Annotated in this window: 18 protein-coding genes and 1 tRNA gene; 11 read left to right on the plus strand and 8 right to left on the minus strand. The window is 73.8% G+C overall.

The genetic code is table 11. From position 1 onward, the window contains the following. Positions 1–110: 110 nt before the first annotated feature. On the minus strand, positions 111–1,385 hold the full coding sequence (locus tag ACZ7IF_RS02820) for a PucR family transcriptional regulator (protein ID WP_470961897.1): 1,275 nt from the start codon (positions 1,383–1,385) through the stop codon (positions 111–113). Positions 1,386–1,839: 454 nt separating this feature from the next. Between ACZ7IF_RS02820 and ACZ7IF_RS02825 the strand changes: the two genes are divergently transcribed. The 5 genes from ACZ7IF_RS02825 (at position 1,840) to ACZ7IF_RS02845 (ending at position 7,774) form a co-directional block, all read left to right on the plus strand. Then, the gene (locus tag ACZ7IF_RS02825; protein ID WP_470961900.1) at positions 1,840–2,829 is read left to right on the plus strand and encodes a hypothetical protein; all 990 of its coding nucleotides are present in this window, start codon (positions 1,840–1,842) and stop codon (positions 2,827–2,829) included. Next, positions 2,826–4,277, plus strand: coding sequence for an NADH-ubiquinone oxidoreductase-F iron-sulfur binding region domain-containing protein (locus tag ACZ7IF_RS02830; RefSeq protein WP_470961903.1), 1,452 nt, complete (start codon positions 2,826–2,828; stop codon positions 4,275–4,277). Before ACZ7IF_RS02825 ends, ACZ7IF_RS02830 begins: the two co-directional genes overlap by 4 nt. A gap of 154 nt (positions 4,278–4,431) precedes the next feature. Next, positions 4,432–5,463: an SCO0930 family lipoprotein gene (locus ACZ7IF_RS02835; protein ID WP_470962309.1), complete on the plus strand. Its 1,032-nt coding sequence runs from the start codon at positions 4,432–4,434 to the stop codon at positions 5,461–5,463. Positions 5,464–5,562: 99 nt separating this feature from the next. Further along, positions 5,563–6,009, plus strand: coding sequence for a hypothetical protein (locus ACZ7IF_RS02840; protein WP_470961906.1), 447 nt, complete (start codon positions 5,563–5,565; stop codon positions 6,007–6,009). 196 nt (positions 6,010–6,205) lie between these two features. Then, positions 6,206–7,774 carry an alpha/beta hydrolase gene (locus ACZ7IF_RS02845; RefSeq protein ID WP_470961909.1) on the plus strand — a complete coding sequence of 523 codons (1,569 nt, stop codon included), beginning with the start codon at positions 6,206–6,208 and terminating at the stop codon, positions 7,772–7,774. A gap of 10 nt (positions 7,775–7,784) precedes the next feature. Here ACZ7IF_RS02845 and ACZ7IF_RS02850 read toward each other — a convergent pair whose 3' ends face one another. From ACZ7IF_RS02850 to ACZ7IF_RS02880, 7 genes are all read right to left on the minus strand, one after another. Further along, on the minus strand, positions 7,785–8,198 hold the full coding sequence (locus ACZ7IF_RS02850) for a PaaI family thioesterase (RefSeq protein ID WP_470961912.1): 414 nt from the start codon (positions 8,196–8,198) through the stop codon (positions 7,785–7,787). 40 nt (positions 8,199–8,238) lie between these two features. Continuing rightward, on the minus strand, positions 8,239–10,263 hold the full coding sequence (locus ACZ7IF_RS02855) for an NADPH-dependent 2,4-dienoyl-CoA reductase (protein ID WP_470961915.1): 2,025 nt from the start codon (positions 10,261–10,263) through the stop codon (positions 8,239–8,241). Between the two features lie 172 nt (positions 10,264–10,435). Further along, complete coding sequence (locus ACZ7IF_RS02860) at positions 10,436–10,801, minus strand: hypothetical protein (RefSeq protein WP_470961918.1); 366 nt, start codon at positions 10,799–10,801, stop codon at positions 10,436–10,438. A gap of 136 nt (positions 10,802–10,937) precedes the next feature. Beyond that, positions 10,938–13,961 carry an alpha-mannosidase gene (locus ACZ7IF_RS02865; protein WP_470961921.1) on the minus strand — a complete coding sequence of 1,008 codons (3,024 nt, stop codon included), beginning with the start codon at positions 13,959–13,961 and terminating at the stop codon, positions 10,938–10,940. 105 nt (positions 13,962–14,066) lie between these two features. Continuing rightward, positions 14,067–14,909 (minus strand): carbohydrate ABC transporter permease, encoded by an 843-nt coding sequence (locus tag ACZ7IF_RS02870; protein ID WP_470961924.1) that lies wholly within the window; start codon positions 14,907–14,909, stop codon positions 14,067–14,069. Then, positions 14,906–15,799 carry a carbohydrate ABC transporter permease gene (locus tag ACZ7IF_RS02875; protein WP_470962312.1) on the minus strand — a complete coding sequence of 298 codons (894 nt, stop codon included), beginning with the start codon at positions 15,797–15,799 and terminating at the stop codon, positions 14,906–14,908. Before ACZ7IF_RS02875 ends, ACZ7IF_RS02870 begins: the two co-directional genes overlap by 4 nt. A 77-nt stretch (positions 15,800–15,876) precedes the next feature. Beyond that, positions 15,877–17,211, minus strand: a complete 1,335-nt coding sequence (locus ACZ7IF_RS02880) for an ABC transporter substrate-binding protein (protein ID WP_470961927.1) — start codon at positions 17,209–17,211, stop codon at positions 15,877–15,879. A gap of 211 nt (positions 17,212–17,422) precedes the next feature. Between ACZ7IF_RS02880 and ACZ7IF_RS02885 the strand changes: the two genes are divergently transcribed. From ACZ7IF_RS02885 to ACZ7IF_RS02910, 6 genes are all read left to right on the plus strand, one after another. Continuing rightward, positions 17,423–17,496: transfer RNA gene (locus ACZ7IF_RS02885), tRNA-OTHER, on the plus strand. Then, positions 17,496–19,874 carry an ATP-binding protein gene (locus ACZ7IF_RS02890; protein ID WP_470961930.1) on the plus strand — a complete coding sequence of 793 codons (2,379 nt, stop codon included), beginning with the start codon at positions 17,496–17,498 and terminating at the stop codon, positions 19,872–19,874. The genes ACZ7IF_RS02885 and ACZ7IF_RS02890 overlap by 1 nt, the downstream gene beginning before the upstream one ends. Before the next feature lie 189 nt (positions 19,875–20,063). After that, positions 20,064–21,974: a GMC family oxidoreductase gene (locus ACZ7IF_RS02895; RefSeq protein WP_470961933.1), complete on the plus strand. Its 1,911-nt coding sequence runs from the start codon at positions 20,064–20,066 to the stop codon at positions 21,972–21,974. 137 nt (positions 21,975–22,111) lie between these two features. Further along, positions 22,112–23,722 carry a benzoylformate decarboxylase gene (gene mdlC, locus ACZ7IF_RS02900; RefSeq protein WP_470961936.1) on the plus strand — a complete coding sequence of 537 codons (1,611 nt, stop codon included), beginning with the start codon at positions 22,112–22,114 and terminating at the stop codon, positions 23,720–23,722. A gap of 48 nt (positions 23,723–23,770) precedes the next feature. Then, entirely contained in the window at positions 23,771–25,186 is a 1,416-nt protein-coding gene (locus tag ACZ7IF_RS02905; RefSeq protein WP_470961939.1) for an FAD-binding oxidoreductase, read from the plus strand. Continuing rightward, entirely contained in the window at positions 25,183–26,535 is a 1,353-nt protein-coding gene (locus ACZ7IF_RS02910; RefSeq protein WP_470961942.1) for a cytochrome P450, read from the plus strand. Before ACZ7IF_RS02905 ends, ACZ7IF_RS02910 begins: the two co-directional genes overlap by 4 nt. Positions 26,536–26,545 lie beyond the last annotated feature (10 nt).

The raw sequence follows: 26,545 nt of genomic DNA on the forward strand, positions 1-26,545 counted from the left end.
TGGGTGCGTGGCGAGCGGTCCCCCTCCCCCCCCCCCCGGCCCCCCCCCCCCCCCCCCCCCCCCCCCCCCCCCCCCCCCTGCGCGCTCCCGCCGGGGCGGGAGCGCGCGGCTCACAGTCCGTTGACGCGGGCCATCCGTCCGACGACCAGGGGGGTGAAGTCGGCGGTGACCACCCGTCCGTTCCTGCGGCCGGTGCGCGAGTTCTGGCGCCGCACCTGGGCCATCAGCCGGCGGCTGCGCAGGGCCATCTCCAGTTCGAAGCGGGTCCGGGGGTCGCGCAGTCCCGGCCCGAAGAGCTTCTCCAGCTGCCGCATCCGGTAGCGCACCGTCTGCGGGTGCACGCTCAGGGCCTTGGCCGCCTCCGGGGCGCCGCCGCCCTCCAGCCAGGCGAGCAACGTGACTTCCAGCCGCTCGCTCTGACGGGGGGTGAGGTCGGCGAGCGGCTTGAGCCAGCGGGCGGCCAGGGCGTGGGCGAGGGGTTCGTCCTGGAGCAGCATGAGGGTCGAGAGGTGGTCGTCGACGAAGACGGCCCGGGTGTCCAGGCCGCCGCGGTTGGGCGTCAGGGTCAGCAGGCGCAGCGCCCAGCGCAGCGAGGAGGCCGTGTCGCGCGGGGCGACGGCGTGGCCGACGGCCGCGAACCTGCCGCGGAGGGGGAGCTCGAGGGCGGCGCGGGCGTCGGGGTCGGGGCTGGGGAGCAGCAGGCAGGGCCGGCCGGCGAACATGCCGGCGAGGGCATCGTCGAGGACGGCCGCCAGCTGCTGCGTTTCGCCGGGGGTGGCCAGGGCGACGGCCCGCACCGCGGGCGGGAGGGGCCAGTGGGCCGCTTCGGCGAGTTCGGCGAGGGAGCCCTCGCACGCGGTCCGGTCGTCGGTGAGGGCCCTGAAGAGCTCCTGGCGGGCCCGGTCCGGCGGGGCGGCGGGCACCTGCCGGAGCGGGTGGCCCGCGCCGTGGCCGCCGTCGGTCCGCTCGTGCTCGCGCGCGGGTTCGCGTACGTATTCCCTTACGGTGCCCCGCGGTTCCTCGACGCGGCCGTCGTGGCGGTCCTCTTCCTGGGCCGGCCCGGTGCGGCGGGCCGGGGCTCCGGGGATGGTGCCGGTCACGCCCTCGGCGGGGTCCGGCACGGGGTCCTGCGCGGGGTCCGCGCACTGTTGGTCGCGGTCGCCGTCGTCGTGGTAGCCGAGAGCGGAGAGAAGGGCCTCTTCCACCCTCAGCCTGAGCAGATCGTCATCGATGGCATCGTTGTCATCGACAAGGGCGGAAAATTCCGGAATTCCATGCAGAAGCTCCTCCACTATCTCCGCGGCCAGCGCGGGGAGTTCCCTGCGCAGGACACGGGTCCACTCTCCGCGCGGGCGGGACCAGATGCGGTTCAGAAGTTCGCACATCGTTTCCTCGTTCTTGCCGGGTGAGGCCTGTCCGGTACAGGGGTGACAGGCCCGCCAGGGTTGTCCGTATCGCCAACAGCCCTGTCTGCCAAGAGAGTTGCAGCCACCGCGTCCCCTTCTGGAGGGTTCCGGCCACTTTCGGTCCCACGGATTTGCCTTGTTTTTGCCGCCGGGGACGCATGGATGGCCGACGAGGCGGTGGCCTGTCGCAACCTCCACTGGAGGGGAATCTTCCGGGGTTGTTCGATGCGCTGTGGACGCGGTGCGAGAAATTATCACGTTTCGATAAATCCTGTGGAGATGCTGCGTAGCTCCACGATGCTGCTGCACTCCGGCCCCCGAGCCCCTCGGCCGGCGCGGGAATTCGCAGCGCTGCCGGCCGTCACCGTCCCCCAACCCCCGGGTGCCGAGCGCGAGGTGGACCGCTCGGAGCCCGGGTGCTCAGGAGAACCGCATGCCCCTGCCCCAGCCGCACATACCCCGCTCCCACAGGGCACGACGCAGGAGTCGCCACGCGGCGGAGGCCGCCGCGGCTCCGGCCGCCGGGCGGCGGGCCGTCCGGCGGCCCTCACTGCTGCCCGCCGCCGGAAGACTGCGCCCCAGCGCGCTGTGCGCCGCCGGCGCGGCCCTCGTCTCGTTCCTCGTGGCGGCCCGCGCGGGCGCCCTGACCCGCCTGTGGGAGTTCCTCGACTTCGGCGCGGGCGTGCTCTCGCTCGTCTGCCTGACCTCCACCGTCCTGTGGGGGCTGGTGGCCACCGACCGGGTGCTGCTGGGGTCGGGCCACCGGCTGCTGGCCCAGGGCGTGCACCGGGGCCTGGCCGTGGCGGGGCTGGGCTTCCTCGGCCTGCACATCTGGGTCAAGGTCGCCGAGAAGCAGGCGGACGCCGCTGCCGCCGCGGTGCCGTTCGCGGACACGGACCGGCCGGTCGTCATCGGCCTGGGCACCCTGGCCGGATATCTCTTCGTCGCCGTGGCGGCCTCCGGCGCCCTGCGTAGTGTGTTCGCCACCCAGAGCCGCTCCCTGTGGTGGCGGGCCCTGCACATCGGCGCGTACCCGGCGTGGGGCGCGTCGCTGCTGCACGGGCTGAAGGCAGGCCGGGCCGCCGACACCTGGGTGACGGCGGCCTACGGGCTGTGCCTGGCCGGGGTCATCGGCCTGCTCGCCTTCCGGCTCAGGGCCCGCGGGCTCGGCGCCGCCTGGCAGCCGTCCGTCCCGCAGAACACCGGGGCCGGGGAGGCGCCGGCCCAGCCCCCGCGCGTACGGCCGTTCTTCATCCAGGACGTACCGCTCGCGGACCTGCTGGTGCGGCCCCGCAGGGGCGCGGCTTCCGGACCCGCGGCGGGGCCGCCGCGGCCCGGGCGCGCGCCCTACGCGGCAGCCGCGGCGGGCCCGGGCGCCGAGCGGCGGTCCGGTCCGCGCGGTGACGGGGAGCGGTGGTCGTGAGCGGATCCGCGCGCCCCGGCCTCGGCTGCGTGGGCACCCCCCGGCTGCTGGCCGGGCTCGACCGGGACCCGCGGCTCGGCCGCGAGGCCCATCTGGCGGCGCACGGCCCGCTGCCGCGCTACGCCCCGGACGAACTCGTCGGCCTGGCCGCCGACATCGACCTGCGGGGCCGCGGCGGGGCCGGCTTCCCCTTCGCCCGGAAGCTGCGTGCCGTCATCGGGTCCGCCCGGGAGCGGGAGGGGACGACGGCCGTCGTGGTCAACGGCAGTGAGGGGGAGCCGAGTTGCCTCAAGGACAAGGCGCTGCTGCTGCACGCCCCGCACCTGGTGCTCGACGGCGCCCTGCTCGCCGCCGCCGCGGTCGGCGCGGAGGAGGTGGTGGTGGCCGTCACCCGGTCGGACGTGGAGCGTTCGGTGCGGGACGCCGTCGCGGAACGGGGGCCGGGCGGCCGCCGGGTGCGCGTGTCACGGCTGCCCGAGCGCTTCGTGACCGGCGAGGGGACCGCCATGGTGGGCGGGCTGAACGGGGGCGCGGCACTGCCGTCCGGGCGGCGGGTGCGGACCAGCGAGCGGGGGCTGGGCGGGGTGCCGACGCTGCTGTCGAACACCGAGACCTACGCGCAGCTCGCCGTCGCCGCCCGGATGGGCGCCCCCGACTACCGGGCGGCCGGCCTGCCCTCCGAGCCGGGCACCGTGCTGCTGACCGTCGCCGGCCACACGGTGGTCGAGACCCCGACGGGGACCTCACTGGCCTACATCCTCGACCTGTGCGGCACCCGTACCGGGCAGGGCGTGCTGGTCGGCGGGTACCACGGCCGCTGGCTGGATCCCGGGGCGGCCCGCTCGGCGGACGTGTCCCGGGGGTCGCTGTCCGCCTTCGGCGCGGTGCTGGGGGCGGGGGCGGTGCTGCCGCTGCCCGAGGACACCTGCCCGGCCGGCGAGGTCGCGCGGGTGACGCGCTGGATGGCGAAGGAGTCGGCCGGGCAGTGCGGGCCCTGCGTACGGGGCCTGCCCGCGCTGGCCGACGTACTGGAGGACGCCGTGCGGGGCGGGGGCCGCGGCGCCCTCGACGCGGTGGAGGCGCGGCTGAGGGCGGTCCGGGGCCGGGGTGCGTGCAGCCATCCCGACGGCACCTCGCACTTCGTGGCCTCGGCGCTCGCCGCGTTCCCCGACGAGTTCCGCGACCACGCCCTCGGCAGCGGCTGCGGGCGGCGGATCGTGGGGGCGCTGCCGCTGCCGCGGGACGAGAGCCCGCCGGAGCGGCTGGTGGTGGACTGGACCCTGTGCAAGGGGCACGGGCTGTGCGTGGACGTCCTGCCCGACGTCGTACGGCTCGACGCGGACGGCTACCCGGCGGAGGCGTCCATGCCGGTGCCGGGGCACCTGCGGCCCAAGGCGCTGCGGGCGGTACGCCGCTGCCCCGCCCTCGCGCTGCGCATCCAGGAATGAGCGGGCGCACGTGTGCGGGACGCCCCCGAGTTCATTCTTGGCGCGATCTGACAAATTCCCGCGGATATCCGCTTCGGCCGTCGTTCTCCCCGTATCAATGACCGCAGGCAAAGAGCACGACTGCACCGAATCCCAAGGAGAGATCGTGAAGACAATGCGCCGGGAGATAATCGCCGGGTCGGCGGTCGCGGTACTGCTGCTGACAGCCGGTTGCGGTGCCGCGGACAAACCCGCTTCGAAGGCGAACGCGGTCCAGCCGGCGGGCTCCGGAAAGCAGCTCGGCGCATACGGCTCCGACGGGGGTTCGGGATACGGGGCGGGATCCGGATCGGGTTACGGCGAGGGCTCCGGAGCCGCCCCGGCGGGCGGCGCCGGGCAGAGCGGGCCGGCCGGGAAGCTCCAGGTGCGGGAGATGGCGAACGTGGGCTCCGGGGTCGCCGACGGCGACGGGTTCACGCTCTACCGGTTCGACAAGGACACCGCGAAGCCGCCCAAGTCCAACTGCGAGGGCGACTGCGCCAAGGCCTGGCCGGTGGTACCGGCGGACGAGGCCTCGGCGGGGGCGGGCATCGACGCGGCCCTGCTCGGTTCGGTCACCCGGGCCGACGGCAGCAAGCAGCTGACGGTCGGGGGCTGGCCGGTGTACCGGTACGCCAAGGACACCAAGGCGGGCGACGCCCTCGGCGAGGGCGTCGGCGGCACCTGGCACGTCCTGGGCCCCGACGGGAAACCGGCCGGCGCCGGAAAGGGAACGGGAACGGGAATGCAGGAACACGGAATGGGGCAGGAAGGAGGAGCCGAGGAAGGGACCCAGGAAGCGGCGAAGGTCGCGCTTTCGGTACGGCAGAACGCCCAGCTCGGCAATATCGTCCAGAATTCGGAGGGCTGGACCCTCTACCGGTTCGACAAGGACAGCGCCTGGCCGATGAAAATCGGCTGCGTGGATTCCTGCACGGACAGCTGGAAGCCCGCCGCGCCCGTCGACAAGTCACAGGTGTCGGGAATCGACGCCAAACTCGTCGGTTCGGTGAAAAGGCCCGACGGAACAGAGCAGTTGACCATCGACTGCTGGCCGGTCTACACGTTCACCGGTGACAAGGCGCCCGGCGACGTCAACGGGCAGGGCAAGCAGAACCTCTGGTGGGCCGTCACCGACAAGGGGAAGAAGGCGAAGGCGGCCGGCTGAGCCGGCCGGGACACCCATGAACCGTGGTGCCCGGCCCCCCTCCCCTCCCCGCCGGGCACCACACCCCTCCTCCCTCCGATCGCTTCCCGTGAGGTCGCCATGTCCCCGTCCGACCGCCGAAGCCGCCTCCTCCTCGCGGCCGGTGCCGCGCTGTGCGGCGCGCTGCTGGCCGGCGGCTGCGCCGCGGACCCGCCCGCGCACGGCGGGGCTGCGGCCCACGCGGCCCACGCGGGCGGGAGTCCGGCCGGGAGGACCGCCACGGTGGAGGAGCTCGCCTCCGCCCTGGGCTGCACCGCCGAGTCGGTCACCGAGGCCGACGAACTGCGCCAGGGGGCCTGCGCGACCGGGCAGGGCGCCTACCGCCTGACCACCTTCGCCGCCCAAGAGGGCCTGCGCGCCTGGCTGGCGGAGACCCGGGTGTACGGCGGGGTCTACCTGGTGGGCGACCGCTGGGTGGTCACCGCCCCGTCGCCCGAAGCCCTGACCGCGCTCCGCGAACGTCTCGGCGGCACGCTGGAGACCGGCACCGGGCACACCGGGCACTGACTCCCGGTGCGGGGGTCCGGGGCCGGGGCTCCCGGTGCGCCAACAAGCGCGGCGCGTCGGCCAGTTGTCCGGAATTTCCCTCATTCGCGAGTTGCACGAAGGAGCACGAGAGCCGCCCTGAGGGATGATTCGCCCCACCTCCCGCGTACTCCAAGGTGGGCACGGAATCGCCCCTCTCCGAAAGGAACGGCTCTTCGTGCGCATGAAACGCCTCGCGCCCCTGCTCGCCGCCGCCGGCCTCCTCGCGACCTCCGTGCCCCTGCTCTCCGCCACCCAGGCGGCGGCCGCCCCAGCCCCCTCCGACTACCAGCCGCAGCAGCCCTCCTGGCACCGCTGCAGCCCGGACCGGCCGGCCTCGTACGAGTGCGCGACCCTCAAGGTGCCGCTCGACTACCAGCGGCCCCGCGGCGCGGCCATCGACCTCGCCATATCCCGCATCAAGAGCCAGGACCCGGCCAAGCGGCACGGGATCATGCTCCTGAACCCCGGCGGACCCGGCGGCTCGGGGCTCGACCTGCCGCTGATGATGGACGAGGCCATGCCGAAGGAGGTCAAGGAGCGGTACGACCTGATCGGCTTCGACCCGCGCGGCGTCGGGGCCAGCAGCCCGGTCAGCTGCGGGCTCAGCGAGGCGGAGCAGAACTTCGACCGCCCGTACCGCCCCGAGACCTTCCCCTCCGACGTCGCCTGGGCGCGCACCGTCGCGGACAAGTGCCGGGAGAAGGCCGGTTCGGTGCTCCCGCACATCACCACCCGCAACACGGCCCGCGACATGGACGCGATCCGCGCGGCCCTGGGCGAGCGGAAGATCTCCTACGTGGGCTACTCGTACGGGACGTACCTCGGCGCGGTCTACACGCAGATGTTCCCGTCCCGCACCGACCGCTTCGTGCTGGACAGCGGGGTCGACCCGCAGCTGCTCTGGCGCGGGATGCTCCAGGCGTGGGCCACGGAGGCCGAGCCGGCCTTCGCCCGGTGGACGCGGTGGACGGCGGAGCGCGACGGCGAGTACCGGCTCGGTGCGACGCCGCAGGCCGTGTCGGAGACGTTCTGGGGGCTGGTGGCCCGGGCGGACCGCGAGCCGATCGAGTTCCAGGGCGTGAAGCTGACGGGCGATGACATCCGCACCGCGCGCGCCCTGTTCTTCTACCCGCAGCAGGCCGCGCCGCTCGTCGCCGCACTGAAGGCGGCCGCCGAGGGTGCACCGCAGCCCGCCGGCCTGGCCGTGCCGGACCTGAAGAAGGCGCTGCGCGCCTCGGAGCCGGCGTCCGACAACGGCACCGCCGTCTTCTGGTCCGTCCTGTGCGGGGACACCGGATCCTGGCCGCGCGATCCCGGCCAGTACGCGCGGGACGCGGCGCGGGACAAGGCCCGGTACCCGCTGTACGGGGACTTCGCCTCCAACATCAAGCCCTGCGCCTTCTGGCAGCGGCCCGCCGAGGCGGCCACCCCGATGAAGACCCGGGCGAACGTGCTGACCGTGCAGAACGAGTGGGACTCGCAGACCCCGCTCGTGAGCGGGCAGGGGCTGCACCGGTCCCTGAAGGGCTCGCGGATGGTGCTCGCGATGGGCGGGGAGGGCCACGGCGTGTACCTGGCCGACCCCAACTCCTGTGCCAACGCCCCGGTCAACTCCTACCTGGCCACGGGCCGGCTGCCAGCCCGGGACGTGACCTGCCGGACGGCTCCGGCGCCGGCCCAGCGGCAGGACGCCCCGCCGGCGCCGAAGCCGCTGCCGTTCCCGGCCGGTCCGCTGCGGTTCTGACGCCGCCGGGTCAGCCGAGCAGGGCGTAGACCGTGGAGGCCTTCGCCGCCGGTTCCCCGGCCCCTTCGGGGGTCATGGTGACGTCGGCGAAGGCCATGCGCCTGCCCAGCTTGGTGACGCGTACGTCGACCAGCACGTCGGTGCCGGTCACCGGACGCTGGAAGCTCGTCGACTGCTGGACGGTGGTCATCGGGCCGTACGCCCCGCGCGCCGCGGAGATCGCGATGACGGTGGCGGTGTCGGCGGCGGCCATCAGGGCCTGGCCGGACAGGCCGCCGCCGTCGCGGGCCAGGGAGCCCGACCAGGGCAGCCGCAGGACGGCGTGCCGCTCGCCGGTCTCCTCGACGGTGAGGCCGAGGGCCAGCACCCAGGGGGCGAAGTTGTCGGTGAGGATCTTGTCCGCGTCTGCCGGTGTCAACGTCACCCGGCGATTGTGGCGGCCCGGAGCGGGCCGCCACAACTCCCTAGAGGGAGGCGGCCACTTCCGTGCCCTGGCGGATGGCGCGCTTGGCGTCGAGCTCGGCGGCGACGTCGGCGCCGCCGATCAGGTGCGCCTCGACGCCCTCGGCGCGCAGCGCCTCGTACAGGTCGCGGCGCGGCTCCTGGCCGGTGCACAGGACGACCGTGTCGGCGGGCACGAGGTGCGGTTCGCCGCCCACGGTGATGTGCAGGCCCTCGTCGTCGATCCGCTCGTACGTGGCCCCGGCGACCGAGACGACCCCGCGGTGCTTGAGCTCCGCGCGGTGGATCCAGCCGGTGGTGGTGCCGAGGCCGGCGCCGACCTTGGTCGTCTTGCGCTGGAGCAGGGTGACCTGTCGCGGGGCGGCGGGCCGCTCGGGGGCGGTGAGGCCGCCCGGGCCGGCGTACGCGGTGTCGACGCCCCAGTGCCGGAAGTAGACCTCGGGGTCCTGGGAGGCGCCCTCGCCGCTGTCGGTGAGGTACTCGGCGACGTCGAAGCCGATGCCGCCGGCGCCGACGACGGCCACGCGCTGCCCGACGGGGGCGCCGTCGCGCAGGACGTCGAGGTAGCTGACGACGTTGTCCCGGTCCACGCCCTCGATGGCGGGGGTGCGGGGGGTGACGCCGGTGGCGACGACGACCTCGTCGTAGCCGCGCAGGGTGTCCACGTCGGCGCGGGTGCCGAGGCGGACGTCGATGTCGCGGGCGGCGAGCTGGGTGCCGAAGTAGCGGATGGTCTCCTCGAACTCCTCCTTGCCCGGGATCCGGCGGGCCACGTCGAGCTGGCCGCCGATGTGGCCGGAGGCCTCGAAGAGGGTGACGGCGTGGCCGCGTTCGGCGGCGGTGACCGCGCAGGCGAGGCCGGCCGGGCCGGCGCCGACGACGGCGACGCGCTTCTTCGTCCGGGTGGGCGAGAGCACGAGCTCGGTCTCGTGGCAGGCGCGCGGGTTGACCAGGCAGCTGGTGATCTTGCCGCTGAAGGTGTGGTCGAGGCAGGCCTGGTTGCAGCCGATGCAGGTGTTGATGGTCTCGGAGCGCCCGGCGGCGGCCTTGGCGACGAAGTCGGCGTCGGCGAGGAAGGGACGGGCGAGGGAGACCAGGTCGGCGCGGCCGTCGGCGAGGATCTCCTCGGCCTTCTCGGGGGTGTTGATGCGGTTGCTGGTGACCAGCGGCACGCTCACCGCGCCCATCAGCCGCTTGGTGACCCAGGTGTAGGCGCCGCGCGGGACCGAGGTGGCGATGGTGGGGATGCGGGCCTCGTGCCAGCCGATGCCGGTGTTGATGATGGTGGCGCCGGCCGCCTCGATCTCCTTGGCGAGGTGCACGACCTCGTCGAGGGTGGAGCCGCCGGGGATCAGGTCCAGCATCGAGAGCCGGTAGATCAGGATGAAGTCCTCGCCGACGGCCGCGCGGGTGCGCCGGACGATCTCCAGCGGGAAGCGCACGCGGTTCTCGTACGCGCCGCCCCAGCGGTCGGTGCGCTTGTTGGTGGCGGCGGCGATGAACTCGTTGACCAGGTAGCCCTCGGAGCCCATGATCTCGACGCCGTCGTAGCCGGCGAGCTTGGCGAGGCGGGCGGCGCGGACGAAGTCCTCGATGGTGCGCTCGACCTCGGTGCCGGTGAGCTCGTTCGGGACGAAGGGGCTGATGGGGGCCTGGATCGCGCTGGGGGCGACGAGGTCCTTGTGGTAGGCGTAGCGGCCGAAGTGGAGGATCTGCATCGCGATCTTCCCGCCTTCGGCGTGCACCGCGTCGGTGATCACCCGGTGCTCGGCGGCCTCCTCCTCGGTGGTGAGGCGGGAGCCGCCCTCGAAGGGGCGTCCGGCGTCGTTGGGCGATATGCCGCCGGTGACGATCAGGCCGGCGCCGCCGCGGGCGCGCTCGGCGTAGAAGGCGGCCAGGCGCTCGAAGCCGTGTGCGTGCTCTTCGAGGCCGGTGTGCATCGACCCCATGATCACGCGGTTCGGCAAGGTGGTGAAGCCGAGGTCCAGGGGGCTCAGCAGATGCGGGTACCGGCTCTGGGAACTCATGAGGGGGCGCCTCCTCGCGCGGGGGTGATGAACCTGTTCTAGCGAGGAGGGCCGGGTTTTGCAACTAAGTGCATAACCAGGGTCGGGCCCGGTGCCCGGGATTCCGGGAGCCGGGGCCCGTCCCGCAGGGACGCTGTGGCGGAGTTCACGCCCTCCGCCGGGCCGGGGCTCGTCAGTGGATGACCCTGAAGCTGCGCCAGGGCATGCTGTGCGGGGCGGTCACGTTCGAGAGCTTCGTGGCCACGTAGACGCCCTCGGCAGCCTCGGCCCCTTCGGCCTCGGCCTTGCCGCAGTTCTCCGTCCGGTACAGGACGATGTCCACGAGGGTGTTGTTCTCGACGTGGGTGGCCCCCTTCGGGATGCGGATCTTGTGGCAGCCCTTGACCGGGGTGTTGGAGTAGCTCAGCTCGACCGGTGAGTCGTGGCCGCGGAACGTGAGCATGCCCACGGTGCTCCGGCCCAGGCCGGAGCAGGCGGAGGCGGTCAGCAGCAGTGCCGCGACCCCCACGATGGTGCTGATCCGTCGGCTGTGGGACATGGGGCGGTCCTCGTCTGTGCGGTGGTGGCGGTCCTTCCCACAGCCTTGCCCGGCGGAGCCCCGGCGGCCTGCGCTGCTCGGCCGACCGGATGAACGCGGCGGAGCCGGGCCGGCGGCCGGCCCGGCTCCGGGGGCCTCACGCGCGCCGGAGGCGGACCGTGAGGATCTGGAACGGCCGCAGGGTGAGGGCGACCCCGCCGTCCGGGGCGGGGGCGCCGACCTCCGAGCCCGGCAGCGGCCGCTCCAGGAGGTCGCTCCCGACCGCCTCCGTGACCGCGAACCCGGGCCTCAGGACGGCCTTCGCCCGGCCGCCCCGGGACTCGTACAGCCGGACGACCACGTCCCCGGAGCGGTCCTCCGCGAGCTTGACCGCCTCCACCACCACCGCGTCGTGGTCGACGGCCAGCAGCGGGGCCACCGGCCCCGCGCCCCGCAGCACGCGCTCGGGCAGGTTGAACGCGTGCCCCTCGCGCACCGCGTCCCCGATGCCGGCGCCGGGCGCCAGCGAGAAGCGCAGGGTGTGGCGCCCCTGGTCGGTCTCCGGGTCCGGGTAGCGGGGGGCGCGCAGCAGGGAGAGCCGGACGGTGGTGGTCTGACCGCCGTCCTCCCGGATCCGGCGGGTGACGTCGTGCCCGTACGTGGAGTCGTTGAGCAGCGCCACCCCCCAGCCGGGTTCCTCCGCGTGGATCCAGCGGTGGGCGCAGATCTCGAACTTGGCCGCCTCCCACGAGGTGTTGGTGTGGGTGGCGCGGTACACGTGCCCGAACTGCGTTTCGGAAGCGGTCCGTTCGGCCTTGACGTCGAGCGGGAAGGCGGCTTTGAGGAACTTCTCCGTCTCGTGCCAGTCCACGTCCGTGGCGATGTCCACGGTCTTGGCCCCGGCCCGCAGGGTGACGGCCTGGGTGACGGCGGAGGAGCCGAAGGAACGGGTGACGGTGACGGTGCAGGCGTCCGGCTCCCGCCCGGTGACCTCCAGCGAGTCGAGGGCGGTGAGGTCGGTGACCTTGTTGCGGTAGAAGGCGTCGACGTCCCAGGCGTCCCACATGTTCGGGAAGTCGGGGTGGATCTGGAGCAGGTTCGCGGCGCCGCCGGGGGCGAGCGCCTCGCGGCCCTCCTCCAGGTCGTACGCGGAGACGATCAGGCCCCGCCCGTCGATCTCCACCAGCAGCCGCCCGTTGGCCAGGACGTGCCCGCCGCCGTGCCGCTCCTCCACCGTGACCGGCTGCTCGGCCGCGCGCGCCCGCCCCGCGCCGCCTGCCGGGACGCCGCGCCGCTCGTGCGGGGCGCAGTTGAAGACCAGTTCCTCCTCGCCCGCGCCCGCGAGGGCGGTCTGTGCCGCGAGGGTGATCGCGGTCAGCTCCTCGCGCACCTTCTCGTAGGTGGCGCGGGCCTCGCGGTGCACCCAGGCGATGGAGGAGCCCGGCAGGATGTCGTGGAACTGGTGCAGCAGGACGGTCTTCCAGACGCGCTCCAGGTCCTCGTACGGATAGTCGAAGCCCGGTACGCGGACGGCGGCCGTCGCCGCCCACAGTTCGGCCTCGCGCAGCAGCGACTCGCTGCGCCGGTTGCCCTGCTTGGTCCGGGCCTGCGAGGTGTAGGTGCCGCGGTGGAGCTCCAGGTAGAGCTCGCCGGCCCAGACGGGCGCGTCCTCGTACTCGGCGCGGGCCTTCTCGAAGAAGGCGTCGGGCCGCTCGATCTCCACGCGCGGGGAGCCTTCGAGGTCGCGCTGGCGCCTGGCCCGGGCCAGCATCTCGCGGGTGGGGCCGCCGCCGCCGTCGCCCCAGCCGAAGGGCACCAGCGAGCGCGAACCCCGGCCCTTCTCCCGGTAGTTGCGTGCGGCGTGGGCCAGCTGGGCGCCGCCGAGGTCGCTGTTGTAGGTGTCGACGGGCGGGAAGTGCGTGAAGACGCGGGTGCCGTCGATGCCCTCCCACCAGAAGGTGTGGTGCGGGAACTTGTTCACCTGGGACCAGCAGATCTTCTGGGTCAGGAACCACTGCGCGCCGGAGAGCCTGACGAGCTGCGGCATCGCCGCGGTGTAGCCGAAGGAGTCGGGCAGCCAGACGTTGCGGGTCTCGATGCCGAACTCGTCCAGGAAGAACTTCTTGCCGTAGAGGAACTGGCGGGCCATGGCCTCGCCGCCGACCATGTTGGTGTCGGACTCCACCCACATGCCGCCGACGGGTACGAACTGCCCGTCGGCGATCTTCTTCTTGACCCGCTCGAAGAGTTCGGGCCGGTGGGTCTTGACCCAGTCGAGCTGCTGGGCCTGTGACATGGCGAAGACGAACTCGGGGTGCTCGTCCATCAGGGCGACCATGTTGGAGGTGGTGCGCGACACCTTGCGGACGGTCTCGCGCAGCGGCCAGAGCCAGGCCGAGTCGATGTGGGAGTGGCCGACCGCGCTGATCCGGTGCGCGGAGGCGTTCGCCGGGGCGGCCAGCACCCCGGCGAGGCGTGCGCGGGCGGCGGCGGCCGTCCCGGCGACGTCGTCGAGGTCGACCTCGTCGAGGGCGGAGTCGACGGCGCGCAGGATCTCGTGGCGCCGTGCGTCGTCCACGTCGAGCTGGGCCATCAGTTCGGCGAGTACGTCGAGGTCCTGTACGAGTTCCCAGACCTCGGCCTCGAAGACGGTGAGGTCCATCCGGGCCAGCCGGTAGAGCGGCCGGTCCCCGCTGGTGAGCCGGTCGCCCTCGTAGGTGGGTGCGTGCTCGACCAGGACGGGGTTGGAGGCGGCCTCGACGTACCACTCGACCCGCTCGCCGCCCGCCGCGGCGTCGGCCACCCGCACCCAGTCGTTGTACGGGTTGAGGGCCTTGACCTCGCTGCCGTCGGCCCGGTGGACCAGTCCCTCGCACTGGAAGCCGGGCATCATCCGGTCGAAGCCGAGGTCGAGGACGGCCTCGACGGTTCGGCCCGCCCAGTCGGCGGGCACTTCGCCGGTGACCTTGAACCAGGTGGTGCCCCAGGCGGGCCCCCAGGGGTCGCCGGCCGCGCAGGGCCCGTACGGGGCGGCCAGTGCTTCGGCGACCGGGACCGGTTCGCCGGGAGCCTCCCAGCGCTCGACGGTGAGGGGGACGGGGCGGGAGTGGACGGCGGGCCGGATGCGCTCCTTGAGGACCCGGCGGAGGCGGTGTTCGGTGATGCTGCGGTCGTCGTGCATGACGGCGGCTCCAGGAGGTCGTTCGGGGACGTGGACGGACGGCGGGTCGGACGGCGGACGGCGGACGGCGGGTCGGACGGCGGGGGCGCGAAGGGGGCGGGGCGGTCAGGTCTTGACGGCTCCCTCGCCCACTCCCTTGAAGAAGAAACGCTGGAGGAGGAGGAAGAGCAGCACCATCGGGACGAGCGCGGTCATCGCGCCCGCCGCGACGATCCGCTGATCGCTGGTCGTGGTGGCCCCGGCCAGGGTCTTCAGGCCGAGCTGGAGGGTGTAGTGGTCGCTGTCGGTGAGGACCAGCAGGGGCCAGAGGAAGTCGTCCCAGGCACCCATGAAGCTGGTGACGCAGACGACGGCCAGGGCGCCCCGGGCACCCGGGAGGAACACCCGGGTGAAGCGGGTCCACTCCCCCGCGCCGTCCAGGACGGCGGCCTCCTCGATCTCCCGGGGCACGGCGAGGAACGCCGCCCGCATGATCATGACGTTGAGGACGGACACGGCACCGGGCAGCCACACCCCGACGAGGGTGTCGACCAGGCCCATCTCGCGGACCGTGAGGAACATCGAGATCATCACGGACTCGAAGGGGAACATCAGGGTCGCCACGAGGACGGTGAAGACGGCCCTGCGGCCCTTCCAGCCGGCCCGGGAAAGGGCGTAGCCGCCCATCGCCGCGAACAGCGTGTTGGAGGCGACCGCGAGCAGCGCCACCACCAGGGTGTTGCCCACGTACTGGGCGAGCGGGAAGGACTCGGCGACGCGCAGGTAGTTGTCCAGGGTGGGCCGCGAGGGCAGCAGCCCGTCGTACACGTTCTCGGTGCGGCCGCGGACCGAGGTCAGGAACTGCCAGACGATCGGCCCGAGCATCAGCACGAGCGTGAGCACGAGCACGGCGTACCGGACGGCCAGGCCCCCGCGGCGGCGCCCGCGGCCGGTCCCGGCGGCACTCAACTCTCGTCCCCCTTCGACAGGCGGTGGCCCAGCAGGCTGAAGACCAGGGTCAGCAGGAACAGCAGCAGGGAGATGGCGCAGGCGTAGCCGGTCTCCCCGGCGAAGCCGAGGCCGACCTGCCGGATGAGGAAGGGCAGGGTGCGGGCGCCGCCGCCGGGGCCGCCGCTCTCGCCGCCGAGGATGTAGATCTCGGTGAAGACGCGCAGCGCGGAAATCGCGGAGAGGGTGCCGACGAGCAGCATCATCGGCTTCACCTGGGGGACGGTGATGCTGAAGAAGCGGCGTACGGGGCCGGCGCCGTCGAGGGCGGCCGCCTCGTGGAGGGATGCGGGCACGTTCCCGAGGGCGGCCAGGTAGAAGACCATGTAGTAGCCGAGGCCCTTCCACACGGTCACGAGCATGGCGGAGAACAGCAGCATGGTGCTGTCGGTGAGGAAGGGGATCGGCTCCGAGATGACGCCGAGCGCCTCGAAGACGGTGTTGACCAGTCCGTCGCTGCGCAGCACCCATTGCCAGATCAGGCCGACGACGACGGCCGAGGCGATCACCGGGGTGTAGAAGGCGGAGCGGAAGAGGCCGATGCCCGGGACCTTCGTCTGGACGAGGACCGCGAGGGCCAGCGGCAGCAGGACCAGGCAGGGGACGACGACCGCCAGGTACAGCACGCTGTTGCCGGTGGCGGTCCAGAAATCGGGATCGGCGAGCGCCCGGGTGTAGTTGTCGAAGCCCACGAAGGAGCCGCCGCGCAGGATCCGGGCGTCGGTGAAGGACAGCACGACGGTGTTGACGAACGGCCAGACGCTGAAGAGGGCCACCATCACCAGGCCCGGTGCGAGGAAGAGGTAGGGGGTCCACCACTTGCGGTGGACGAGGCCCGGGTCGGCCCCCATGTCCCGTGCCGCCCGGCGCCGGCCCTTCACGTCGTGCCGGTCCCGCACCGGAGCGGGAGCCGCCGGGGCGGGAGCGGTCACTTGCGCGTCCCGGCGGCCAGCAGCCGGTTGGCCTCCTCCTGGGCCCTGCGCACCGCCGTCCGGGCGTCCTGCTCGCCCTGGATGGCCCTCTGCACCTCCCGCACCACCGCGTCGCCGACCTGGTTGGTCCACTGGACGGGGGTGTTGGCGTCGAGGTCCGCCGTCTTCAGCTGCTCCGCGCCGATGGCCCGGGCCAGTGTCTCGGCGTCCTTGCCGTCGCCCCGGTCGGTGAAGCGCGGGTCGGCCAGGCCCTTGGCGTTGGAGGGGTAGATGGTCGCGTTCTTCGAGAACTCCACCTGGTTGGGGCCGTTGGTGACCCACTTTGCGAACTCGGCTGCCGCGTCCGGGTGCTTGGTGTCCTTGCGGATGCCGAGGGACTGGGCGTAGATCCCTATGTGGCCGAGCGTGCCGGTGACGGCGCCCGCGACCCCGGTGCGTTCGTAGACCTGCGGGGCGTTCTGCTTGATGTCCCGGACGAACCCCGGGGAGCCGGGGCCGAAGACGAGTTTGCCGGCGCCGTAGAGCTGGTTGATGTCGTCGGCCTTCAGGAGGGACTCCTTGGGCATGGCGCCCTTGGCGTAGAGGTCCTTCATCCGTTCGACCCAGGCGACGGCACGGTCCGTGTCGAAGGTGAAGCGGTCCCGCGCGTCGTTGAGCAGGGGGACGCCCATCTTCTGCCAGTCGCCGGGCAGCCGGCCCTTGGGATCGGCCATGAAGGCGGCGTACTGGCCGCCGGAGCGTGCGGCGATCCGCTCCGCGTAGTCGAAGAACTGCTCGACGGTGGCCGGGGGCTTGCCGGCGTCCAGGCCGGCCTTGGCGAAGAGGTCCTTGTTGTAGGTGAGGACCTCGGGGGTCACGTACCAGGGGTAGGCGTACACGCCGTCGCCCTTGCCGGGCAGCTTGAACTGCTCCCAGGCGCCCGGAACGTAGTCCCGGGCCACCTCCGGGTCGAGCCGGGCCACGTCGGCGAGCATGCCGCGGTCCCCGAGGAGCTGGAAGGAGTCGGTGGAGAGGTTGACCACGTCGGGCAGGGCCCCGGCCTGGGCGTCGGCGACGAGCTTCTCGTTGTAGCCGTCGCCGGGGACGTCCTCCCACTTCACCTTCACCTTCGGGTGCTCGGCCTCGAAGGAGTCGATGACGCCCTGGACGTAGGCGGTGAACTTCGGTTTGAGCTGGAGGGTGCGGAAGGTGATCCCGCCGGACACCTCGCCGGTTCTGCGGGCCTCGTCGGCACCGGCGCCGCCTCCGCTCAGGCCGCATCCGGACGCGGTCAGGAGGCCGGCGGCCACCAGCGTCGCGACGGCCGTGCGGGTCAGGGGGGAACGAGTCATCGTCGCCGCCTTCGGGGAGGTTCCGGCTGCGCTGCCGGAGGGCGGTGCCCACGCTGACCGGACGGCGGGGGGCCGTCAACGAGGCCCGCGCCCCGATGGCCTGAAGCGGTTTATCTCCCGCGCCGGGCGGGCGGCCGGCCGCCCGGCGCACCGCCCGCCGCAAAATCCTTTGCGCGGCCGGCGGGCCGGCGCCTAGGTTGACGGCCTACCACGACGTGTAGCTCAGCAGCAGAGCGCCGGGCTTCATCCCGGAGGGCGCAGGGGCGGAACCTGCCACGTCGGCCATGAACGCGCACGCTGACAAGCAGCCTCCGAACCCGTCCCGGCCCGGCCCCGCGCCCGCCGCCGGACCCGCCCCGGCGCCCGTCCCCGGACCGGCGCCCGTGGCCGTATCCGTGTCCCCGTCGTACGCGGCGGGCCGGCTGGCCCAGGCCCTGCGGACCTCGCGGGACCACGGTGACGCCGCGACCCGCGAGCGGGCCCTGTCCCGTGCCCGGAAGTGGCAGAGCGTCCTTTCCGGCATCGCGGACGGCTCGCTGAGCATCGGCTCCCGCACCCCCGTCGCCGCGCTGCCCGCCTGGGTCACCCCCGAGGTGGTCACCGGCGGCTTCGCCACCGGCGGCGCCTCGGCCGGCGGACCGCTGCTGCCGTACGAGGAGGAGGCCGCCCGGCTGGCCGGCGTACCGGCGGACCGTGCGGAGCTCTTCGCGCGCTTCCTCGCCGAGGACGGCCTGGCGTACCTGTGGTCCCTGCTCGACAGCGGCCGCTACGAGGTGCACGTGCCCGAGGAGGCGGCGCTGGCCACCGTGGCGTGGCTGGTGCGCGCCGGGGACTTCGACGCCGCCGCGGAACTCGTCACGGTGCTGCGGCCCTTCGCCGGCCGGCTGCGCTTCTCCCCCCGCCCCGCCGACCGCCCCGCGCCCGGGGTGGACTCCGTGCACCGCCGTACCGTCGGCGAGGCCTCGGCCGCGCTCGCCCGCCGCGGACCCAACACGGCAGTGGAGACCCAGCGCGAGGCGCTCGCCGTCTGGCGCCCCTTCGAGGACGAGCTGCTCGCGCACCGGCTCCTGGCCCACGGGCGCGTGCCGGGCCCGGACTGGCACGCCGAGGGCGCCGCGCTGCTGGCGCGCTACCGGGCGCTGGCCGCCGAGCACACCCTCTGCACGAAGCACCTGGACCCGAAGTCGAACGCCGCGATCCTGCGGCGGGCCCTGGAGGAGGAGGTCGCCGGCCGCGCGCCCGCGCCCCGCCTGGCCGGGCTGCTGCGGGTCGCCGTCGAGTCGATGCTGGCCAAGCGCGGCGCGCCCGGCTCGCCCGGGCACACCCGGCTCCGGGAGGTCCAGGCCCGCCAGGCCGCGCTGCCCTCGCACCACGCGCTGGCCGGCCTGGTGCTGCGCCGGATCTCCGGGCTCGACCAGCGCGCCGGGACCACGGACACGGACACCCCGGTGGCTCCGGTGAGCCCCGAGGAGGCCCGCGAGACCGGGCTGCCCGCCGGTGCGGAGGTGCCGGCGGCGGTCGGCGCCACCGTCCGGGCGGCGCTGAGCGCCCCGCTGGAGGTGCTGGTGGAGCGCGGGGTGGTGCCGTCGGCGGAGGTGCTGGCCGAGCTGGTGCCGCAGCTCGTCGCGGCGGTCACCGCCGAGCGGTACGCGGACGAGCCGCTGCGGAACCTGATGGCGGCGACGTACCGCGCCTTCCGGGGCCGCCGTTCGCTGCTCCTGCTGAACCTGGAGTCGCAGGTACGGATCGAGGAACTCCCCTGGCTGCGGGCGGTCTCCGGCCACCGGCGCACCGACGGCGCGGACACCGGGCCGGCCGCGGAGGCACTGCGCCGGCTCGGCGGGCTGGCGGTGCGCGCCTTCCCCGGCACGGTGCTGCCCAACCCGCTGGTGCGCGAGCTGGGCCAGCTGGCCCGGCAGGCGGAACTGGGCGCGCCCTTCGTGGAGGAGCTCGCCGCCGACATCTTCATGGGCACGTTCGGCCCGAAGTTCCTCGTCGCCGCCCGGGTCGCCGGGGAGCTCCTGGAGGAGAGCCTGTACGCGCGCTACTACGGCATCGACTACGCGGGGCTGCGCCGGATGGCGGTGTCCCAGGCCGCCGAATCGGCGCGGAGCGGCCGTCCGGCGCGCACCGCGCCCGAGTTCGCCGCGCTGTGCGCCGAGCGGGCGGGCGGCGGGCACGCCTGGTCGACGGCGGCGAACGGCAAGGTGATCGAGCAGGCCCAGATCCTCACCACGCACAACCTCGCGACCCTGGTCGGGCGGGCCGGGGTCACCGTGCCGGGCGGCTGGGCGCGGCCCGCCCGGGAGTGCTTCGAGACTGTGTGCCGGCTGGTGGCCCGGGTGGAGGGGAACCCGCGCCCGCTGCCCGCGATCAAGGACGCGGCGTACGCGTGGCGGCAGATGCTGTTCCACCTGTCGCTGTGCGGGCCGGCCGAGCGGGCGGGCGTACTGGCCTGGATCGAGGCGGAGTCGGCGCTGCGCCCGGCGCATGTGCGGGCCCGGCTGGCACCCGCGCTGGCCGGTCTGCGCCTGGTGGCCCGGGGCGGCTCCTTCGACGCGGACGGTACGGGCGAGGGCGGCCGGGCGCGCCGGCTGCTGGGCTGGAGCACGGACGGCCACTGGATGCGGCCTGCCCTGGCCGGGCGGTACGAGGGGGCGTAGCCCTGGCCGGACGGGGGGAGAGCGCGGGTCCGGCCGGGCGGACCGGACGGCCCGGGCGTGCCGCGCCGCCGGGTGCCGGACGGTGGGTTTGCGCGGGGCACCACCCCCAGGGGTGAACCGCCCTACCCGTACGGGTAGGGCGCGGCGTGGCGCGCGTACGCCCGCAAGGGGGAGCCCTAGGACAGCCGTATGGATCACGACTCCCCCTCCCCGAACCCCTCGAACTCCCTTTCCCCCGGCCGCCGTACGGTCCTCGCCTCCACGGCCGCCGTCGCCGCGGCGGCGCTCACCGGCGCGGCGGCTCCCGCGCTCGCGACCGTCCCCGCCGCCCGGCAGCGGCGCGACACCCCGGACGAGGTCGAGTACGTGGTGGTCGGCTCCGGCCCCGGCGGGGCCAGCGTCGCCGCCAACCTGGCCGAGGCCGGGCACTCCGTACTCGTCCTCGAAGCCGGTCCCGCGCACGGCAACCAGACGTACTACGAAGTCCCCGCACTGCACCTGAAGGCCGCCTGCGACCCGGAGATCAGCTGGGACATGTGGGTGCGCCACTACACCGACGACGCGGCGCACGGCACCAACTGGGTGGACGGCAAGGGGATCCTCTACCCCCGGGCCGCCACCCTCGGCGGCTGCTCCGCGCACAACGCGACCATCCTGATGTACCCGGAGCACAAGGACTGGGCGTACATCCGTGACCTGACGGGGGATTCCGGCTGGGATCCGAAGGTCATGTGGGACACCCACTGGCAGAAGGTGCTCTCCTGGCAGCCGACCGAGGAGTCCAGCCTCCTGCTGGCCCTGCGCGACGCCTTCCTCGACAAGCTCTCCCTCGCGGCCAGGTCCGAGCCGCTGCCGCCGGGGCCGCTCGCGTCGTCGCTCGACACGGACGTCAACTCCAGGTCCAATGTGGACCGCAGCGCCCAGGGCGCCTTCTCGACCCCGATGACGGTCCGCGCGGGCCGCAGGCACGCGGTGCGCGAACGGCTCCTCGACGTGCTGTCCCGGTATCCCGCGAAGCTGTCCGTCGCCACGGACGCGCTGGCGGAGCGGATCGTGTTCGAGGAGCGGCAGGGTCAACTGCGGGCCACGGCCGTCACCTACCTGTCCGGCCGCCACCTCTACCAGGCCTCCCCCGGCGCCGTCCCCCGGACGGCCGCCGAACGGGACGGGCTGCGGCGCACCGTACGGGTGACGCGCGAGGTCATCGTCGCGGGCGGTGCCTTCAACACCCCGCAGCTGCTGATGCTGTCGGGCATCGGCCCCCGTGAGCACCTCGCGGAGCACGGCATCACAACCCTGCTCGACCTGCCGGGTGTCGGCGCCAACCTCCAGGACCGCTACGAGGTGTCGGTGGTCTCCGCGCTCAACCGGGACTTCACCGCCATCGCGGGCTGTACCTTCAAGGACCGGGACGACCCCTGTCTGACGGAGTGGCGCGCCTCACCGGCGCCCGCCGCGACCCCGTACGGGGCCAACGGCGTGGTCACCGGCATCAAGCGCCGGGCGTCCAGGGGTTCGGACCACCCGGAGCTGTTCGTCTTCTGCGCGCCGGGCAACTTCACCGGATACGTGCCGAAGTTCGACGAGCTGGCGGTGCGCGACAAGAGGCACTTCTCCTGGCTCGTCCTCAAGGGCTACGCGGCCGACCGCGCCGGGACCGTGCGGCTGGCCTCGGCCGACCCGACCCGGCAGCCGCAGATCAACTTCCGCTCGATGGACGACGGCAGGGGCGGGGACGCGGACGTGGCCGCCATGATCGAGGCGGTCCGCTCGATCCGCAGCATCAACGCCAAGGCCGGGTTCCTCGACTCGGTGCGGGAGGAGACGCCCGGCCCCCGGGTGAGCACGGACGCGCAGCTGGCCGCCTGGATCCGGAAGGAGGCCTGGGGGCACCACGCGTCCTGCACCGCCGCGATCGGCCCGGCCGGCCGGAGCGGCTCCGTCCTGGACGGCCGGCTGCGGGTGCACGGCACCGCCAACGTCCGGGTGGTCGACGCGTCCGCCTTCCCGCGCATCCCGGGCCTGTTCATCATGGCGCCCACCCTGGTGCTGGCGGAGAAGGCCAGCCAGGACATCCTCGCGGACGCGGGCCGGGCCTGAGCCGATAACACGCGGGGCGGGCGGCTGCCAAGGCTTCTTCGGCGTCCGACCCGAACGGATCATGAATTTTGCCTTGGTCAACGCAATGTGATGGATTGATCACCCACCGCTTCCGCCCGCTCCGCGAAGGAACCCTCATGCGCACGGTCCGAGAGTCGGCCCTCGACGTCCTGCGAGCCCGCGGGATGACCACGGTCTTCGGCAATCCCGGCTCCACCGAACTGCCCATGCTCAAGCAGTTCCCCGACGACTTCCGCTACGTACTGGGGCTCCAGGAGGCCGTGGTCGTCGGCATGGCCGACGGCTTCGCCCTCGCCTCCGGCACCACCGGCCTGGTCAACCTGCACACCGGCCCGGGCACGGGCAACGCGATGGGCGCCATCCTCAACGCCCGCGCCAACCGCACCCCCATGGTGGTCACCGCCGGCCAGCAGGTCCGCGCCATGCTCACCATGGAGGCCCTGCTCGCCAACCCGCAGTCCACCCTGCTGCCGCAGCCCGCCGTGAAGTGGGCGTACGAGCCCCCGCGCGCGGCGGACGTCGCCCCCGCCCTGGCCCGGGCCGTGCAGGTCGCCGAAACCCCGCCGCAGGGACCGGTGTTCGTCTCGCTGCCGATGGACGACTTCGACGTGGTCCTCGACGAGGACGAGGACCGGGCCGCCCAGCGGACCGCGGACCGCACCGTGACGCACGCCGCCGCGCCCTCCGCCGAGGTGGTCCGGCAGCTCGCCGCCCGCCTGGCCGGCGCCCGCAACGCCGTCCTCGTCTCCGGCAACGACGTCGACGCCTCCGGGGCCTGGGACGCCGTCGTGGAACTGGCCGAGCGCACCGGGCTGCCCGTCTGGTCGGCGCCCACCGAGGGCCGGGTCGCCTTCCCCAAGTCCCATCCGCAGTACCGGGGGACGCTGCCCCCGGCCATCGCGCCGCTGTCCCGCTGCCTGGAGGGGCACGACCTGGTCCTCGTGATCGGCGCGCCGGTGTTCTGCTACTACCCCTACGTCCCCGGGGCCTACCTGCCCGAGGGCGCCGAGCTGGTGCACCTGACCCGGGACGCGGACGAAGCGGCCCGCGCCCCCGTCGGGGACGCGCTCGTCGCCGACCTCGCCCTGACGGTACGGGCCCTGCTCGCGGAGCTGCCCGTACGCGAGGCCGCCGCCCCGGCCGCGCGGATCGCGCGGGCCGAGTCCACGGCCGAGGCCGACGGGGTGCTCACCCCGCTCGCCGCGATGACGGCCATTGCCCAGGGAGCCCCCGCGAACACCCTCTGGGTCAACGAATCCCCGTCCAACCTGGGCCAGTTCCACGACGCCACCCGGATCGACACCCCCGGCTCGTTCCTCTTCACGGCGGGCGGCGGTCTCGGCTTCGGCCTCGCCGCGGCCGTGGGCGCCCAGCTCGGCGCCCCCGACCGGCCCGTGGTCTGCGTCATCGGCGACGGCTCCACCCACTACGCCGTGCAGGCACTGTGGACCGCGGCCGCGTACAAGATCCCGGTCACCTTCGTCGTCCTGAGCAACCAGCGCTACGCCATCCTCCAGTGGTTCGCCCAGGTGGAGCGCGCCCAGGGCGCCCCCGGACTCGACATCCCCGGCCTGGACATCGCGGCCATCGCCACCGGCTACGGGGTCCGCGCCCACCAGGCCACCGGCTTCGGCGAACTGACCAAGCTGGTCCGGGAGTCGGCCCTCCAGCAGGACGGCCCGGTGCTGATCGACGTACCGGTCACCACCGAGCTCCCGACCCTGTAGCCCCACTCCAGTCGTTCCACCGCACCGCACCGCCCCCGGAAGGCCGGCATGCCCCTCACCAGCGACACCACCTCCCTGCTGCTCGAACGGCTCCGCTCCGCGCTCCCCGCGGAGGTCCTGCTCACCGACCCGGCGGAACTCGCCGCCCACTCCCGGGACTCCGCCCCGTTCTCCGAGTGCGGCACCCCCGCCGTGGTCGCCGTCCCCCGCACGGCCGAGCAGGTCGAGCACGTCATGCGCACCGCGTACGAACTGGACGTCCCCGTCGTCCCGCAGGGCGCCCGCACCGGCCTGGCCGGCGCCGCCAACGCCGTCGACGGCTGCGTGGTGCTGTCCACCGCCGCGATGGACCGGATCCTGTCCGTCGACCCCGCCAACCGCCTGGTGCGCTGCGAGCCCGGGGTCACCACCCGGCGCCTCGCGGAAGCCGTGGCCGGGCACGGGCTGACGTACCCGCCGGACCCGGCCTCCCGGGACCGCTGCACCATCGGCGGGAACATCGCCACCGGCGCGGGCGGCATCTGCTGCGTGAAGTACGGGGTCACCGCCGACTACGTGCTCGGGCTGGACCTCGTACTGCCCGACGGGCGGCGGATGCGCACCGGCCGGGACACCGCCAAGGGCGTCGCCGGGTACGACCTGACGCGCCTGATCGTCGGCTCCGAGGGCACCCTGGCGGTGGTCGTCGGCGCCACCCTCGCGCTGCGGCCCGCCCGGCCCCCGGCCCTGTCGCTGCTGGCCCAGTTCCCGACCCTCACCGCCGCCGGGAACGCCGTCGCCGCGATCACCGCCGCCGGGCACACCCCGTCCGCGCTCGAACTCCTCGACCGGGCCACGACCCAGGCCATCGTGGACCTCGGCACCCACCCGCTGCTGCGCCCCGGCAGCGCCGCCACCCTGATCGTCGAGAGCGACTCCGCCGACCCCTCCTCGGAGCTGTCCGCCATGGAGATCCTCTGCAAGGAGGCCGGCGCCGAGCACATCGCCACGTCCGCCACCAGCGAGGAGGCGTACGAGATCATCGAGGCGCGCAGGCTGGTCAGCCCGGCCCTCGCCGCGTACATGGCCTCCCGGGGCGGCGGGCTCACCGCCTTCATCGAGGACGTCGCGGTGCCGAGGACCGCGCTCCCCACGCTGATCGGGCAGATCGAGGAGATCGCCCGGCGGTACGACCTGAAGATCTTCACCCTCGGCCACGCCGGGGACGGCAACCTGCACCCCACGGTGGTCTTCGACGAGTCCGACGCGGACGAGTTCCGCCGCGCCCAGGAGGCGTACGACGCCATCATGGCCGCCGGACTCGAACTGGGCGGCACCACCACCGGCGAGCACGGCATCGGCACGCTGAAGAGGGAGTGGCTGGAGCGCGAGCTGGGACCGGTCTCCCTGGAGCTCCAGCGCGGCCTCAAGCGGCTGTTCGACCCGAAGAACCTGCTCAACCCCGGCAAGGTGGTCACGGCATGACGCAGTCCACCGAAGCCCCGGACACCACGCGGGGCGGGGCCCCCTCGCTGCCCCCCGTCCGGGCCGGCCTGGCGGAGACCGTCCGCTTCGTCGCCACCCACACCCTGCCCGTCTTCGTGCGGGGCGTCGCCAACCCCCGCTTCCCGGTCATCGCGCTGTACTCCCGCGTCAACCAGCCCGCCTGGTCGAACGCCACGCTCCGCGCGATGCGGGCCCGGCACCGCGGCGCCCCCGTGATGGTGCGCGCGCTCTCCGGCGAGATGCTGGTCCTGTTCGACCAGGCCGACATCCGGCGGTTCTTCGAGGAGCCGGTCTCGGACCTCGCCATGGACGCCGACGACAAGGTCGCCAGCCTGTCCGTCTTCGAACCCACCGGGGTGATCTGCTCCCACGGCCAGGTGCGCGAGGACCGGCGCCGGGTCAACGACCACGCCCTCGCGGCCGACCAGCCGGTGCACCCCTCCTGCGCGGAGTTCCAGGCCGTCGTCGAGGAGGAGTGCCGGCGGCTCACCAGCCGCACGGTCGTCGACTTCCCTCTGCTGTGGAAGACCCTGACCCGCATCTCCCGGCGGGTGGTCCTCGGCGACCAGGCCTCCGACGACCAGGAGCTGTCCGACTGGCTCGCCACCCTGCGCGGTCAGGCCAACTGGATGGGCCGCAGCAAGCCTGACGCCGCCAGGGCGCTCTACTCCAAGATCGAGGCCCGGATCACCCGGTACGCGGCCGACGCGCCCGCGCACACCCTGGCCGCCCGCGCCCTGGCCGAGCCCTCCCCGGAGGGCACCGATCCGCTGGGCCAGACCCACCACTGGCTGCTGGGCATCGACCTGGCCGCGCCCGTGGTCGCCCGCACCCTGCTGCTGCTCGCGCACCACCCGGCCGAGCAGGAGGCCGCCCACGCCGAGGCGGCCGAACGCGTCCCCGGGCTGCCGAGGCTGCGGGCCTGCCTGGAGGAGTCGGTGCGGCTGTACCCGATCGTGCCCGACCTCGTACGGGTCACCCGCACCGAGACCGAGTGGGGCGGGGTGCGCTACCCGGCCGGCACCAACGTGCTGGTGCCGATGGGGTTCCACCAGCGCGACCCCGAGCGGGTCGACGGCGGGAACCTGTTCGCGCCGGGCCGCTGGCTGGCCCCGGACGTGCACCGGGACACCCGGGTGGCGCCGTTCAGCCACGGCGGCGCCCGCTGCCCGGGCGAGTACGTCGCCCTGCTGCTGACCTCGCTGGTCTGCGCCGAGGTGCTGCGCGGCCACCGGCTCACCGGGGCCCGTCCGGTGCTCGACCCGGGGCGTCCGCTGCCGGGGATCCTCGACACGGCCGGCATCCGGCTGCGCCTCGGCCGGCTGTAGGAGGAGTCCC

This window comes from Streptomyces sp. NPDC037421, from assembly GCF_055602105.1.